Source organism: Ochrobactrum quorumnocens, from assembly GCF_002278035.1.
Classification (GTDB): Bacteria; Pseudomonadota; Alphaproteobacteria; order Rhizobiales; family Rhizobiaceae; genus Brucella; species Brucella quorumnocens.
Genome location: NZ_CP022603.1, coordinates 421,608 through 437,482 on the forward strand (window position 1 = coordinate 421,608; position 15,875 = coordinate 437,482).

The following is a 15,875-nucleotide window of genomic DNA, read 5'->3' on the forward strand; positions in this document are numbered from 1 at the left end:
ACATGACCAAGACAACGAAAATGACCATGATCGAGGCCATTCAGAGCGCCCATGACATTGCCATGGAGCGCGATCAGAAGGTCGTCGTGTTCGGTGAGGATGTCGGCTATTTTGGCGGCGTGTTTCGTTGCACTGCCGGTTTGCAGAAAAAATATGGCAAAGAACGCTGTTTCGACGCGCCTATCAGCGAACTTGGTATTGTCGGAACAGCCATCGGTATGGCGACTTATGGCCTGCGGCCCTGTATCGAAGTGCAATTCGCGGATTATGTCTATCCGGCTTATGATCAGATTGTCTCCGAAGCGGCACGCTTGCGCTATCGCTCGGCGGGTGAATTTACCTGCCCTCTGGTGATCCGTATGCCTTCGGGCGGCGGCATCTATGGCGGACAGACCCACAGCCAGAGCCCGGAAGCACTTTTCACCCACGTTTCGGGTTTGAAAACGATAATGCCTTCAACGCCGGCCGACGCGAAAGGCTTGCTGCTGGCAGCCATCGAAGATCCTGATCCGGTGATCATGTTTGAGCCGAAGCGGCTTTATAACGGCCCATTCGATGGCCACCATGACAAGCCAGTCACATCGTGGAAAAAGCACGATTTGGGTGATGTGCCCGAAGGCTATTACACTGTACCACTTGGCAAGGCCGCAATTCGTCGTGAAGGCAATGATGTGACCGTGCTGGCATACGGCACCATGGTGCATGTGGCTCTTGCAGCGGCAGAAGAAACAGGCGTCGATGCTGAAATCATCGATCTGCGTACGCTGTTACCACTTGATACGGAAACCATTATGGCTTCCGTCAGGAAAACTGGGCGCTGTGTGATCGTGCATGAAGCAACACTTACCTGTGGCTATGGTGCGGAACTTGCAGCCCTCGTGCAACGCGACTGCTTCTATCATCTCGAAGCGCCAATCGTTCGTGTGACCGGCTGGGACACGCCATACCCACATGCGCAGGAATGGGCTTATTTCCCTGGTCCTGACCGGGTTGGGCGCGCGCTCACATCGATCATGGAAGCTTGAGGGGAGAGAAACATGGCTCATTTTACAATCAAGCTCCCCGATGTTGGAGAAGGTGTTGCCGAGGCCGAGCTTGTCGAATGGCATGTGAAGGTCGGTGATATCGTGCGCGAAGATGACCTGCTTGCCGCCGTTATGACCGATAAGGCGACGGTAGAGATTCCATCGTCACGTGCCGGTAAGGTCGTGCTGACCAATGGCGAAATCGGTGAAAAAATTGCGGTAGGCTCCGAACTCGTACGACTTGAAATCGAAGGCGCTGCGGATAGCAAACAAGAATCTGTAAAGCCAGAATCCGTAAAGACTGAGCCATCGGCGTCAGTCGAGCCTCCCAAGGCAAAGGCTGAAGAAGCGGCACCGGTTCTTTTGCAAACACCGGTTCCAGAAAAGCCCGCCGCGCCCAAACGCGAAGCCATAAATCGTACCTTCACCGGAGCAGGGCCCGTGCGCGCAGAGGGCGAAAAGCCGCTCGCGACACCTTCGGTCAGGCTGCGAGCACGGGATGCAGGCATAGATCTCAGACGTGTTCGTGGCACAGGCCCTGCAGGGCGTATTACACATGAAGACATGGATGCATACTTCAAGCTGGAAGCAGGTGGTTCGCCGCAAACAGCTGGATATGTTGCCGATACCTCGATTAATGAAATCAAAGTAATCGGGCTTCGACGCAAAATTGCCGAACGCATGGCGGAAGCCAAACGTCATATCCCACATATCACCATCGTCGAAGAGGTCGATGTTACGCAGCTCGAAGAACTGCGCGCGGGTCTCAATAATGAAAAGAAGGAAGGGCGTCCGAGATTAACGCTGCTGCCTTTTGTTATCCGCACAATCGTTAAGGCTGTGAAAGAGCAGCCGGGACTGAATGCACATTTTGACGACGAAGCCGACATTATCCGTCAGTTCGGCGGCGTGCATATGGGGATTGCTACGCAAACGCCGAACGGGCTGATCGTTCCGGTCGTGCGTCATGCTGAAAGCATGAGTGTGTTTGCAGCTGCAACCGAGCTCACGCGCGTTACAGAAGCTGCACGCAATGGAACTGCGAAGCGCGAAGAGCTGTCCGGTTCCACAATCACAATCACATCGCTCGGACCGCTCGGTGCAATCGCCACGACACCAATCATCAATCGACCGGAAGTTGCGATTGTCGGTATTAACAAGATGGCCGTCCGCCCGATGTGGGACGGCACACAATTTGTGCCGCGCAAGATGATGAACCTTTCGTGCAGCTTCGACCATCGCGTGATTGATGGCTGGGACGCTGCCGTCTTTGTGCAGAAACTAAAAAGCCTGCTCGAAACACCTGCGATGATCTTTGTGGAAGGCTGACACTATGAGTGAAATTTCCTGCAAACTTCTGATCATTGGTGGTGGTCCCGGCGGATATGTCTGCGGCATACGTGCAGGACAGCTTGGCATTGATACCGTACTCGTCGAAAAAAAGCGTCTCGGCGGCACATGTCTGAACGTCGGCTGCATTCCGTCGAAGGCGCTGATCCATGCAGCAGACGAGTTTCATCGCCTCACAACATTCGCAAACAAGAGTTCTCTTGGCATTACGACACAAAACCCCGCAATTGACTTTGTCAAAACGCTTGAGTGGAAAGACGGTATCGTCAACCGGCTTAACAGCGGCGTGGCGGGTCTTCTAAAACGCTCCCATGTGCGCATGTTTCAGGGACAGGCCCGGTTCATCGATGGCAAGACCGTGCTGGTCGATACCGATACCGGACGCCAGACAATCCATGCTGAAAACATCGTCATTGCGACGGGTTCTGTGCCGGTAGAAATTACCTCGTTGCCGTTTGGCGGCAATATTATTTCATCGACCGAAGCACTCGCTCTCGAAAAAATACCAGAAAAACTGGCAATCGTTGGCGGCGGTTATATAGGGCTTGAAATAGGCACGGCATTTGCCAAACTCGGCTCGAAAGTCACGATCGTTGAAGCAACTGACCGCATTCTGCCGCAATATGATGTGGAACTGACGCGACCAGTCATGGCGCGGCTGAAACAGTTTGGTGTTGAGGTACTCACCAATACCTCCGCCAAAGGCATGAAGTCGGACAGCACAGCATTGGAGGTCACGACATCCGATGGTGCTACCCATTCAATCGATGCAGACAAGGTGCTTGTCACGGTCGGACGCAAGCCGCAGACGGATGGGTGGGGGTTGAGCGAGATCCGTCTTGATATGGAAGGGCGCTTTATTCGTATTGACGATAGATGCCGCACTTCCATGCGCGGTGTCTACGCGATTGGAGATGTGACCGGCGAACCGATGCTTGCGCATCGAGCTATGGTGCAAGGCGAAATGGTGGCTGAAATTATTGCAGGCGGCAAGCAGGTCTGGGATAAACGCTGCATTCCTGCCGTCTGCTTTACAGATCCTGAAATCGTGACTGTGGGCTTATCGCCTGACGATGCCCGCAAGGCAGGACACAATATTCAGACCGGAATTTTTCCATTTCAGGCCAATGGTCGCGCGATGACCATCGAAAGGGAGGACGGCATGATCCGCGTTGTGGCGCGAGCTGACAATCATGTCATCCTTGGTATTCAAGCAGTTGGGGCAGGCATTTCGGAACTATCAGCAGCCTTTGCTCAAGCCGTCGAAATGGGTGCACGTCTGGAAGATATTGCCGGTACGATCCATGCCCACCCGACGCTGAGTGAAGGCTTTGCCGAAGCCAGCATGAAGGCGCTCGGCCATGCGCTGCATGTCTAGCTATTTGCCTTCCGCTCGTGCCGCCAGACAAAAATGGCGGCACCGGCAACCATCGCCGCGAGTGCAAACCATGTAATCGCATAAGAAAGATGGTTGTTGCGGAAAGCGACGACAGTCAGACCGCCAATTGGCACGTTGCCCGGGTTTGACTGTGCGTCGGCATCAATGAAATAAGGCGCTACGGTGCCAAGGCCTTCTTTGGCGGCAAAAGCCACCACGTCGCGCGAGTTCCATTCATTGCGGACGGGATCGTTGGGGCGAAGGAAAAAGCCATCTGGCTCAGGCATACGCAAAAGGCCAGTTACAGTCGTTTCCCCGTCAATCTGCGTCTCGGCCAGCAATGCAGGATCACGCTTGGTGTCTGGTATAAAACCGCGATTTATGAATGTCAGAGCACCATCGTTAGAGCGTAAAGGGGTAAGAACCCAAAAACCTGAACCACGCTCGGTCAAAGCACGAACAAGTATTTCCTTGTCGTTAAGATAGGTTCCGGTCAGTGCGACATGCCTGTATTCATCTTCAGCCTGATTGACATTGGCCCAGTCATCACGCCCCGGAGCTGCAATTGGTTCGGCATGCACACGTGCATCAACACGCGCTATGAGATCGAGCTTCCATTGTAAGCGCTCTACCTGCCAAATCCCCAGACCAAGAAACAAGGCAAACAAACCAAAAGCCAGAATTGACAAAAAACCGAGGAAGAACCGCGACTTCTTCTTTTGAGGGGCTTCATTTGTTTGGGCCGGGGCGGACATGGCAGTTTCCTGAACTTGGGCGAGGGACAAACTGCCCTCAGATACCCCAGAAGGCATACTTAAGAAAGTGCAGCGCACGGCAAAAGAATGTTACTGAAAGAGCATATTAGAGCATGTCGCGGAAAAACAAAGAGATAGAGCGCGTGCAGTGGTTACGATTAGATGCGACATGATTTAGCCAAAAAAACAGCGCCTGATGTCCTCTGAGCGGACATGGCGCTGGCATATATAAATCAGGTTATGCGCTTTTATGAACTCTGCGTCTGCGATGCGAATAACCACCTTTAGAAAGGCGCAAAACATTGCAAACCTGTGTCCGATCTTCGGACGGCTTTTCCATCTGGGATTTTATGTTTTGCAATACCTGCTGTGTGACCACTCGATCTCTGTCGCTGGGTCCAACGATTATGCTTTTCATCGATCATTCTCCCTGTTTTTGGGCGCGGCGATAACTTCGAAAGCTACGCCGTCCGGTAGTCAAGAATGTACGAATGAACCAATTATTAACCTAAATGGATAAGTTGACAAGCGGCGTTTTGCAACCCTGCGTAAGCCCTTGTCCGTGCGTATAAAAAAAGCCGGAACGCTCACGCGACCCGGCTTTTTGACGCTCTTATTTTGACCAATCAGTCGCGACTACCAGTCAGAATTTCGCGCTTGCCGACATGGTTGGCAGCGCCAACCAGGCCCTCCTGTTCCATGCGTTCAACGAGCGAGGCAGCGCGATTATAACCGATGCCTAGACGGCGCTGGATGTAGGAGGTCGAGCATTTCTTGTCGCGCATCACGACCTTGACGGCCTGCTCGTAAACATCGTCGCCATCTTCCGAACCCATTGCAGAGCTGTCAAACACCGCCGCGTCCTGGGCTGTGTCATCATCTTCTTCATCTTCGGTTACAGTCGCCAGATAGTCTGGGCGGCCCTGTTCCTTCAGATGATTGACGACCTTTTCGACTTCTTCATCAGAAACGAATGGTCCGTGGACGCGAACGATACGGCCGCCACCAGCCATATGCAGCATGTCGCCCTGGCCGAGAAGCTGTTCTGCGCCCATTTCGCCGAGGATCGTTCGGCTATCGATCTTGGACGTGACCTGGAACGAGATACGGGTCGGGAAGTTTGCCTTGATCGTGCCAGTGATAACGTCAACCGAAGGACGCTGCGTTGCCATGATAAGGTGGATACCTGCGGCGCGCGCCATCTGCGCCAAACGCTGCACGGCACCTTCAATATCCTTGCCAGCAACCATCATCAGGTCAGCCATTTCGTCGATGATAACCACGATGTATGGCATTGGCGTCAGATCGAGTTCTTCCTGAACGTAGGTGGGTTCACTTGTTTCCTTGTCAAAGCCCGACTGCACCGTGCACATCACGGTTTCGCCTTTGCCCTTGGCGGAAGCTGCACGCTGATTGAAGCCCTCGATGTTGCGCACGCCAAGACGTGCCATCTTACGATAGCGGTCTTCCATCTCGCGCACGGCCCATTTAAGAGCCACAACGGCCTTCTTCGGATCGGTAACAACAGGCGTCAGCAGATGCGGAATGCCATCATAGATGGAGAGTTCCAGCATCTTTGGATCGACCATGATCAGACGGCATTCTTCCGGCTTGAAGCGGTAGAGCAGCGATAGGATCATAGTGTTGATGGCAACCGACTTACCCGAGCCTGTGGTGCCAGCTACGAGCAGGTGAGGCATCTTGGCCAGTTCTGCGATAATCGGCTCGCCACCAATGCCTTTGCCAAGGCAAAGCGGCAGACGATAGTTCGAAGATTCGAACGTCCGGGAGTCGATCATCTCACGCAGATAAACCGTTTCGCGATTGGCATTCGGCAACTCGATACCAATGACATTACGGCCTGGAACAACAGCAACGCGGGCCGACAATGCTGACATTGAGCGCGCAATATCATCCGCCAGACCGATGACGCGGGAAGACTTTACACCCGGTGCAGGTTCAAATTCATAGAGCGTAACGACAGGGCCGGGGCGAACATGAATGATCTCGCCACGCACGCCAAAATCTTCCAGTACACTTTCGAGCAGGCCAGCGCTACGCTCAAGCATTTCCTGCGTGATGACATTGCCATCTAGCGAAGGAGGCTCCTGAAGCAGATCGCGCGGCGGAAACTCGTAGTCGCCATGCATGACGACAGCTTCCGTACGGGGGAGGGGCTGAGGCTGATAAAGCGCAATAGAAGGTGCAGTTTTTGCAGGTGCAGCAACCGGCGCGGGCTGTTCTGCCTCTTCAACAAACTGCTCGTCGACAACATTCAGGACCACATCGGTTTCGATAGGTTCCTGAGATACTGCGACGACTTCCTCGACCTTCGGCGCTTCCGCTTCAACAGTTGGTGCCGCAGGTGCTTCAACCTGAACAGCAACAGGCTCAGGCATGATGGGCGCTTCAATTCTCACTTCTGCGACAGCTGCTACAGTGGGCTGTGGTGCAGGCTCGGTGACAACTGGCTGCGCGACCGCAGCAACTGGTACTTCTTCAACTTTCTGCTTGTTCCACTCGACAGTGCGGAACTGCGCAATGATGGATTCAACTGTTGGAGCAGGGCGCTTTGGTGTTTCTGCGACGACAGCGGCAATAGGCTGTGCCGGAGCTGAATCAAAATCGAAGCTTTCCCAGAACGCGAAATCTGACAGATGAGCGAATGCAGAAACAGTTGCATTACTGATGGGGTTGCTTGAGCTAATCGGCTCAACCTCCGCCGTCACAGCGACCTGCGCAGGTGCAGCTTCAACCGGCTGTGCGAGCGGAGCGACAGGGGCGGCCGTCACAACAGGTGGAACAGGTGCGACGGGCGTGCGAACCATATTTTGTGATACCGACTGCTGAAGAGCAGCGACAGCCATCGGCTGGGCTTCCGCAGCCTTCTCAACTTCAGCAGGAGAGGCTTCTGAAACGGCACCCTTCGTACGACCGTTGATATCCGGCAAATCTTCGCCGCGACGTCGAACGAGTTCAACCTCCGGCGTACGCGTAAAGCGCACATTTGCTCCAAGCGAAAAATGCGCCTTCCACGCTCCATCCGAATCCGGTGAATGCGCTCCCAACGGGTCGCGTTGCGGCTTCTGCTCGGAAGCAGTTTCTGCACGATTACCATTAGTATGGGGAAAGTTTTCTCTCAAATTACGCATGATACCTGAACCATAGATATGTCGCCCGAATGAGCCTTAGTAATAAAAAATGAAGGTTAACAACCCCCTTCATAATTCACTCGAAACCGACAAATTTCTCAGATGGGGTCAGTCATAAAGTAGTCTCGAAAATGATAGGGTAACGGTAAATATATATAAATACCAGATAGATACAAAAGATTATTAATTTAAAATATGACGATTAAGCCACCTCGCGGCAAGGTTTACAGTTGCGATTGCGGCTGTATGCGCACCCACCGTAAGACTCAGTGTGACACGACTTGCTCGACTCGCCCGCCAGCGCGCAGCATCCATTTGGGACACGAACGCCGAGTCGGAGTATAGCAGCCCTTTGAGAGTGTCATGAAAGTCGCACCGATACATTACTTATGCTCACTTTAAGCAAAAGCAGGGCTTTTTCGCCGGACTATCATTGACAGATGTCATTGAGAGGCGCAGCAAAAGCACCGTAGAATTTTGGCCGGAAAGAGGGGATCAGCGCGGCATGAAAGTTACTATCGAACAAACGCTCGATCAGGCCGGAGCCGGCCCCTTCCAGCGTAACCTTCTCGGCGTATTTGGATTGGTCTGGGCTGCAGATGCCATGCAAGTGCTGGCCGTAGGCTTTACTGCCGCTTCGATTGCAATGACTTTCGGCTTAACCGTCCCGCAAGCTCTGCAGACCGGCACATTATTCTTTCTCGGGATGCTTATAGGTGCTGCGCTCTTCGGCAGGCTCGCTGATAAATATGGTCGTCGTCGCGTCCTTCTTATTACAGTTGCCTGCGATGCCGTGTTTGGCCTGCTATCAGCTTTCTCACCCAATTTTGCCATTCTGCTTGGGTTGCGCTTTCTGACGGGGATCGCTGTTGGTGGCACCTTGCCTGTCGATTATGCGATGATGGCGGAGTTCCTCCCCTCAAAGAACCGCGGGCGCTGGCTGGTGATGCTTGAAGGTTTCTGGGCCGTTGGCACCGTCATCATTGCGTTGGCCGCATGGGCTGCAAGCCTTGCAGGCGTTGCAGACGCGTGGCGCTATATCTTTGTCGTGACTGCTGCTCCTGCGTTGATCGGCATCTGGTTGCGTTTCTGGGTGCCGGAATCGCCAATGCACCTGCTCAAAATCGGCCAGACTAAAGAAGCCAAAGCCGTTATGAATCGCGTTCTGCGTAAGAACGGTAAGGCCGAACTGCCACCCAAGACGATTCTTATCGCGCCGCTTATGGTGACCAACGAAAAGCTGTTATCGCCGAACTTACGTCAGCGAACGCTGACCACCTTAGCGATCTGGTTCCTTGTATCGGTCTCCTATTACGGCATCTTCACATGGATCCCGGCAAAGCTTGCAGGTGACGGTTTTGGCTTTGTACGCGGTTATGGCTTTCTGGTTATCGTTGCTCTGGCGCAGTTGCCGGGTTATGCGCTTGCAGCCTATGGCGTCGAAGCATGGGGCCGCAAGAAAACGCTGATCGGCTTTCTCTTCATCAGTGCTGCTGCCTGCGCGCTCTTCACAGTTGCGGTTAGCTCGACCTTGGTTGGTGCTTCAATCCTGATCATGAGCTTTGCTCTGCTCGGAACGTGGGGGGCACTTTATGCGTTCACGCCTGAGCTTTATCCAACAGCCTTGCGCGCAAGCGGAATGGGTGCGGCAGGCGCTATGGCTCGTCTTGGTGGATTGCTCGCACCGTCTGCCCTCGCTTTGGTCATCAGCCAAAGCTTCAACGTGGCGGTGGCAATGTTTGCCGGATTGCTGGCGTTGGCCGGGATCATCGCGTTCTTCATCAATGTGGAAACGCGGGACAAGGCACTGAACTAATAAATGATAGCCCGGATTTCAGATGTGAAATCCGGGCTTTTCTTGATAAATTAAACTGTCAATTAGATAGATTTACCCATTGTTTTTTATAAATTTTATACTGGTCAATATCGGCTAGATATCTTTGATTGTGCATCACCGGAATTGTGGCCCCTGCTAATAAACCTGCACCTAATGCCGTTCCAGTCGAGCCCGAAACAGCAATCACTTCGCGCTCTGAAAATCCGGCCAATGCTGAGAGATAGAAACTGTTTGCCGCAAATGGTCCCTCGACAATAATCGGCCCATCCGCACCCAACAGATCAAGACATGCTTCCGTCATCAGCGCCGCATAAAGGCAGGCAGCAATATAAAGCGCTTCCGAGCTGGCACTTTCTGTATTGATCCAGCGCAGACTTGTGTCCGGGTAAGGACCGCAGCCCGGAACAGCAGATGGCAGCGCCATGACGCCACGCTTCAGAACCTCCTCAACCATTCTGGCACCCTCCTTCAATGAAGGTGCATCGATGCCTTCGGTCATAAGGTCGAATTCCCGCCCACCCATATAGCGGGCGGAGGGGACAGCACGACCATAGGCATCGACATTTGCCAGCGTATCGCGCTTCGGATCGAGGCCCTCAAGATTGCCGCCCACCGCAAAGCTCACCACCCAAGTACCAGTAGAGACAACTGAGAACGGCGGCTTACGATCCATGAGATGTGATAGCAGCGATGCATTTGAATCGTGAAGCCCGCAGTGAACCGGTACGGGGGGCGATAATCCGATTTCATCGGCTATTTCCGGGCGCAGTGTTCCAAGCGCATCAAAAGCGGACCGCAAGGGCGGAAACTTACCTTCAAGACCTAGACTTTCGACCAGCGAAGAAAAGGTGCCGCTCTTTGGACACCACAGGTCTGTGTGACAACCGAGCGATGTAACTTCCACAGAAGCAATTCCGGTAAGCCGATATGCCCAATATTGCGGGTAGGTCAGAATGCGGTGCACATTCGCAAAATCATCTGGAAATTCCTTTTTCAGATAGTGAAGTTGCGCACCGACATTAAGCCCCAGCGATAGTGTCGGCGAGAACGTTTCTTCAAAAGGAGGTTTGATGCGAGCATAAGCTGCACGAATTTCAGACCCGTAATCGTGCTCATAGTCGAGTAAAGGCATGGCAAGCTCGCCATTTTTATCAAGCAGGGCAGCGCTTGCACCGTGGGTCGTTATTGATATGGCATCAAAACCCGGCTCTCTCGCAAAGGTTTTCAGGCTCTCGATGAAAAAGCGCCACAAAGCCTCAATGTCATAATGCGGATATGGGCCATCGCGCAGGACCGTGTTCGGTGTGCGACGAACCGCAATCTCTTCACCCGTTTCTGAGTTCAAAAGAACGGTCTTGGCATTGGTCTTGCCGATATCGAGAATGGCAATGCGCTTCATGGCATATGAAATACAAGGTTGAGGTTGGAGGAGATCGGCGCGTTATCGGGGTTGGTTTCCATGATGTCCGCCATATGCGCCCACCACTTTTTCATCACAGGATGATCGGGCAAGACTGCCATGTCATTCGGCTTGGTGCGTGTCAGCACACCAAACAGAATATGCGTATCCTCATCCAGCCATATTGAATAATCAGAAACACCCGCCTCATGCAGAAGATCAACGAGTTCAGACCAGATTTCGTCATGGCGGCGGCGATATTCAGCCTCCATACCGGGATGTAGCTGCATCCGGAAAGCATAGCGCTCAGTCGTCATATCCTGTGCCTCGCCTTGAATTTTCGGCCAAGGATCGGAAGCGAAATCGTGATGATCAACAAAAGGCCAATGAAGATAGACATCACAATACCTGGCACATTGAGAAGCCCAAGCCCGAAGGTCACAAGTCCCATAACGAAAGCGGCAATCACTACGCCGATGATGCTGCCTGCACCGCCCAGGATAGACACACCGCCAAGCACGACCATTGTCACCACCTCAAGTTCCCATCCCTGTGCGATGGAAGGCCGGGTGGAGCCAAGGCGAGACGTAAGACAGACGGCAGCAGTGCCGCTCATGACGCCGGTTAGCAGAAACAGGGTGAACTTCATCCGCTCTACCGGAATACCTGAAAAGCGCGCTGCGAATTCATTGTTACCGATGGCATAGATCCGCCGGCCGAAACTAGTGCAGTGAAGGAGCGTGCCGAAAATGATGGCGGCAACAATGAACAGCACAAATTCAAATGAGAAAACCCAGAAAACATAGCCCTGCCCGAAATAAGCAAAGCTTGCCGGGTAGCCGCCATAAGCTTTATCGCCAAGCACGATATAGGAAACACCGCGAAAGAGGCTCATAGTGCCAATGGTGACCACAATGGAGGGGAGTTTCAACCCTGCAACAAGACCCCCATTAATTGCTCCGCAGACAAGACCGGTGCCAATACCTATCAGGACCAATCCGGGCGTGCCGACGCCTGCTTGTGCCGCAGCTCCCATCGCTGTGGAGGCCAGTGCGATAATTGCTGCGACCGACAGATCAATTTCACCGGATATGATCAATAGCGTCATGGCAAAAGCGATGAGTGCTTTTTCCGTAAAATTGAAGGTCGCATCCGACAAGTTCCAAGCATTGAGGAAAAATGGCGAGGCAAAGGCGTTTGCAATGAAGATCGCAATGGCAACGCCAAGCAGCAACATTTCCCAGCTGGCGAACAGGCGCGTATAGGAGGTTCCAAGCCGATCAGGGATTTGACGACGTTCGGTTATTTCGCTCACGCGGCTGGCTCCTCATAAGTCTTTGCGGCTTTCTCACGCAAAATGATGCGGCCACCGCGCTTTTCCTGTCGTGCATTGAAGATCACAGCGGCGATGATGACAGCGCCGGAAATCGCCATTTGCCAGAAGGGAGAAATATTGATGACGGGCAGGGCGTTCTTGATCACGCCGAGAAACAAAGCGCCAAGCACCGCACCAACTGCTGTGCCGATGCCGCCCACAATTGAAATGCCGCCAATCACACATGCTGCAACACTATCGAGCTCGAACCCGTTGGCGATATCGACATAGGCAACTGCATAGCGCGACACCCAGAGGTATCCGCAAAGCCCTGCCAAAGAACCAGAGAGTACAAAGGCAAAAAAGCGTGTGCGTCCGACATCGATGCCGGCATAGATCGCGGCTGTTGGATTGCCGCCCGATGCATAAAGCGCGCGTCCAAAGAAACTGCGTGTCAGCAGCACAAAGACCAGCGCAACAATTACGATAGCTGTCCAGCCCAGCAAAGGCAGGCCAAGGAAGACGGTGCGTGGCGTATTCAGAAACGGCGCTGTCATCTGGTGCGCATTCACCCACGCACCGCCAGAAAGCACAAAGGCCATGCCGCGATAGATGGTGAGTGTGCCAAGCGTGACCACAATCGCCGGGATATTAAGCTTCCAGACGAGGATACCGTTGATTGCGCCGAGGATCGCGCCGATGCCAATGGCCGTTATGATCAGGAGGATCAGTGGTAGCTCCGGGAAGGTTGCATTGAGCATCGCCACAGCCATACCGGTAAAAGCCAAGTTGGCCGCAACGGAAAGATCAATGGATTTAGTGAGAATGACCGACATCTGGCCCAGTGCCAGTATGATCAGGATCGACGTGTCATTGAAGATATTTGCCAGATTACGTGGTGAGGCAAAGCCAGGTGCGCGCAATGAGAACAGCCCGATCATAATCGCAATGATAACAAGCAGTAGAACTTCGCGCTGTTTGAGAAGCTGTTTCATATTCAACCCGCATTCCCCGTTGCAGCACGCACCAACACTTCTGCATCAAGCCCTGCTCGATCAAAAATACCTTCCACCAAGCCTTCACGCATGACCATGACACGATCCGACATACCAATGATTTCAGGCAGTTCCGACGAAATCATAATAATGCTGAGACCTTCGGCAGCAAGCTCACTGATGAATTCATGAACGGCGGCTTTGGAACCTATATCGATGCCCTTGGTCGGCTCATCGAGAATGATGACCTTTGGATTGGTTGCAAGCCATTTGCCAATAACAACCTTCTGTTGATTGCCACCAGAAAGCGTTCCGACAGGTACAGAAAGTGCCGCGGCGCGAAGATCAAACCGCTCGGCATATTTACGCGCGAGCTTGAATTCTTTCGCCATTCGTAGAAACCCATGACGCGATGTGCGTCCAAGCGAGGGCAGGGAAATATTCTGGAAAATCGGCATTTGCAAAACTGCGCCGTGCCGACCGCGCTCTTCGGGAACATAGACAATGCCATGCGCGATGGCTTCGCCAGAGCGGCGTGTTCTGATTTCCTTGCCCTCCAGGGTTACACGCCCCTCAGAAGGTGTTGTCATGCCAAACAATGATTGCGCGAACTCTGAACGACCTGCACCAACAAGCCCATATATGCCGAGAATTTCGCCGCGCCTGAGATGAAATGAAATGTCGCGAAACTCGGTTGGATGCGAGTAATTTTCAACACTGAGAACCGTGTCGCCAAGCGCAAAATCCTGCTTGGGAAAAGCTTTCGCCACAGAACGTCCAACCATCAGCCGGACGATTTCTTTTTCGTTCATTTCGGACAGAAGTCCGTGTCCCACCGCACAACCATCGCGGAAAACCGCATAATGATCGGCGACTTCATAAACTTCATCGAACTTGTGGCTGATAAACAGGATCGCTTTGCCTTGCGCCTTCAGGCGCTCGACGATCCGAAAAAGATCGTCGACCTCTTTGCGTGAAAGTGCTGCCGTTGGTTCGTCCATGATGACGATCTGCGCATCAACCGACAGCGCACGTGCGATCGCCACAAGATGTCGTTGCGCAATCGAAAGCTCCTTGAGCTTGATGCGGGCATCGACAGTAATTTCAAGTGAGGAGAGCAGGGCCTGTGCCCGTGCATAAACGGCACTCCAATTCACAAAACCAAGCTTTGTGCGTGGCGCATGACCAAGATAGATATTTTCACCGACGGATAATTCGTCAAAAAGTACGGTTTCCTGATGAATTGCTGTTACGCCCGCATTGGTCGCATCCTGCGCTGTCGCAAAACGCAATGCTTTGCCGTCGATAACGATTTCGCCGTCATCGGGCTGGTAGATCCCGGTCAGGATCTTAACGAGGGTCGATTTGCCTGCACCGTTTTCACCAATGAGTGCAGTTACCTTGCCGGGGTAAAGCGCAATATTGACATTATCGAGCGCGCTGACGCCGGGAAATGTCTTGGTAATGCCGCGCATCTCCAGCAACGGTTGAACCGTTCCATCAACAGGCTCCGCAGACAAGGTCGATTGCCCGCTTTTTTGCAAAGCTGCATTCATCAGAAATACCTGAAATAAATTCGGAAGATGATGGCGGTGTCAGGTGCTGCCTTACACCGCCAACCTCAATCAAGTCTCAATCTAAAATCAGAAGACCTTGGAGAATTCGTCGATGTTCGAGGCATCATAAACGAACGGATCGCTCATTGCCGCTTCGCCGTTTTCGCCAATCTTGATCTTGCCCATGCGGCCAGCTTCGATTTCCGAGCCCGGCTTGCCATCTGCATCACCCTTTACGAGGTGATAGGCAATCTGCGTTGCGGAATAGCCGAGATCAATCGGGTTCCAGATCGCAAATTCCTTGGTCGCGCCCGACTTGATGGCACCAGCCATTTCAGATGGAAGGCCAAGGCCGGTCACATAAACATCGCCGATCTTGCCTGCATCTTTAACTGCCTGCGAGGCCGCGAGTACACCAACGGTGGTCGGCGCCACAATCACCTTCACAGCTGGATTGGAAGTGAGGAGGCCTTGCGCTTCGCGATAGCTCTTGTCGGCAAGGTCGTCACCGTAAACGGTGGTTACGAGATTGAGGCCCGGAAAATCCTTGAGCTGCTTCTTCATCTCGTCAATCCAGATGTTCTGGTTGGTCGAGGTGGTCGTTGCCGACAGGATTGCGAAATCACCCTTGCCGTCCGGCAAATGGTGAGCTGCTAGCGTCAGGCACATTTTGCCGATCAGATCATTTGACGAGGGATTAAGATGGACAATACGACCTTCGGCGGCGACACCGGAATCCCAAGAGATAACCTTGATGCCGCGCTGTGCGGCCTTCTTGAGCGCTGGAACAACAGCATCCGGATCGTTGGCCGAGATAGCGATTGCGTCGACACCCTGAGCGATCAACGAGTTGATGACTTCGATCTGGCCTTCAGCAGTGGTTGTTGTCGGGCCAGTATAAATGACCTCAACGCCACCCAATTCTTTGGCGGCTTCCTGTGCGCCTTTATTGGCCGCTTCAAAGAAGCCGTTACCAAGCGATTTCGCGACAAGTGCGATCTTCATGTCGGCAGACTGAGCGGCAGTCGCCATGAAGGCAACGGCCAACGCCGTGCCCATTGCCAGTTTCTTGAAAAGTTTCATGTCCTATTCCTCCCGATTAAGAACATTAAG

The 15,875-nt window shown here is 53.1% G+C and carries 13 protein-coding genes; 4 read left to right on the forward strand and 9 right to left on the reverse strand.

The genetic code is table 11. The annotated features are described in order from the left end of the window. The first annotated feature begins 2 nt into the window (after positions 1-2). Genes CES85_RS02100 through lpdA form a run of 3 tightly spaced genes read left to right on the forward strand, consistent with a single transcriptional unit; the run spans position 3 to position 3,753 of the window. Positions 3-1,025, forward strand: a complete 1,023-nt coding sequence (locus CES85_RS02100; RefSeq protein ID WP_095444416.1) for an alpha-ketoacid dehydrogenase subunit beta — start codon at positions 3-5, stop codon at positions 1,023-1,025. A 12-nt stretch (positions 1,026-1,037) separates the two neighbouring features. After that, complete coding sequence (locus CES85_RS02105; RefSeq protein ID WP_095444417.1) at positions 1,038-2,354, forward strand: dihydrolipoamide acetyltransferase family protein; 1,317 nt, start codon at positions 1,038-1,040, stop codon at positions 2,352-2,354. Positions 2,355-2,358: 4 nt separating this feature from the next. After that, positions 2,359-3,753 (forward strand): dihydrolipoyl dehydrogenase, encoded by a 1,395-nt coding sequence (gene lpdA / locus CES85_RS02110; RefSeq protein ID WP_095444418.1) that lies wholly within the window; start codon positions 2,359-2,361, stop codon positions 3,751-3,753. Here the strand turns inward: lpdA and CES85_RS02115 are convergent. The 3 genes from CES85_RS02115 to CES85_RS02125 all read right to left on the reverse strand — a co-directional run bounded on the left by CES85_RS02115 (position 3,750) and on the right by CES85_RS02125 (position 7,660). Next, on the reverse strand, positions 3,750-4,508 hold the full coding sequence (locus CES85_RS02115; protein ID WP_095444419.1) for an SURF1 family protein: 759 nt from the start codon (positions 4,506-4,508) through the stop codon (positions 3,750-3,752). The genes lpdA and CES85_RS02115 overlap by 4 nt on opposite strands. Positions 4,509-4,746: 238 nt before the next feature. Continuing rightward, complete coding sequence (locus tag CES85_RS02120; protein WP_095444420.1) at positions 4,747-4,926, reverse strand: hypothetical protein; 180 nt, start codon at positions 4,924-4,926, stop codon at positions 4,747-4,749. Between the two features lie 208 nt (positions 4,927-5,134). Further along, entirely contained in the window at positions 5,135-7,660 is a 2,526-nt protein-coding gene (locus tag CES85_RS02125; RefSeq protein ID WP_095444421.1) for a DNA translocase FtsK, read from the reverse strand. A gap of 505 nt (positions 7,661-8,165) precedes the next feature. Here CES85_RS02125 and CES85_RS02130 point away from each other — a divergent pair. After that, on the forward strand, positions 8,166-9,476 hold the full coding sequence (locus CES85_RS02130; RefSeq protein WP_095444422.1) for an MFS transporter: 1,311 nt from the start codon (positions 8,166-8,168) through the stop codon (positions 9,474-9,476). A gap of 58 nt (positions 9,477-9,534) precedes the next feature. Here the strand turns inward: CES85_RS02130 and CES85_RS02135 are convergent, their stop codons facing one another. The 6 genes from CES85_RS02135 to rhaS form a co-directional block, all read right to left on the reverse strand. Continuing rightward, positions 9,535-10,896, reverse strand: coding sequence for an FGGY-family carbohydrate kinase (locus CES85_RS02135; RefSeq protein ID WP_095444423.1), 1,362 nt, complete (start codon positions 10,894-10,896; stop codon positions 9,535-9,537). Beyond that, the gene (rhaM, locus tag CES85_RS02140) at positions 10,893-11,213 is read right to left on the reverse strand and encodes an L-rhamnose mutarotase (RefSeq protein ID WP_095444424.1); all 321 of its coding nucleotides are present in this window, start codon (positions 11,211-11,213) and stop codon (positions 10,893-10,895) included. The genes CES85_RS02135 and rhaM overlap by 4 nt, the downstream gene beginning before the upstream one ends. After that, positions 11,210-12,211: an ABC transporter permease gene (locus tag CES85_RS02145; RefSeq protein ID WP_095444425.1), complete on the reverse strand. Its 1,002-nt coding sequence runs from the start codon at positions 12,209-12,211 to the stop codon at positions 11,210-11,212. The genes rhaM and CES85_RS02145 overlap by 4 nt, the downstream gene beginning before the upstream one ends. Further along, entirely contained in the window at positions 12,208-13,206 is a 999-nt protein-coding gene (locus tag CES85_RS02150) for an ABC transporter permease (protein ID WP_095444426.1), read from the reverse strand. Before CES85_RS02150 ends, CES85_RS02145 begins: the two co-directional genes overlap by 4 nt. Positions 13,207-13,208: 2 nt before the next feature. Next, on the reverse strand, positions 13,209-14,762 hold the full coding sequence (locus tag CES85_RS02155) for a sugar ABC transporter ATP-binding protein (protein ID WP_095444427.1): 1,554 nt from the start codon (positions 14,760-14,762) through the stop codon (positions 13,209-13,211). An 87-nt stretch (positions 14,763-14,849) separates the two neighbouring features. Beyond that, positions 14,850-15,845 carry a rhamnose ABC transporter substrate-binding protein gene (gene rhaS, locus CES85_RS02160; protein ID WP_095444428.1) on the reverse strand — a complete coding sequence of 332 codons (996 nt, stop codon included), beginning with the start codon at positions 15,843-15,845 and terminating at the stop codon, positions 14,850-14,852. Positions 15,846-15,875: the final 30 nt, after the last annotated feature.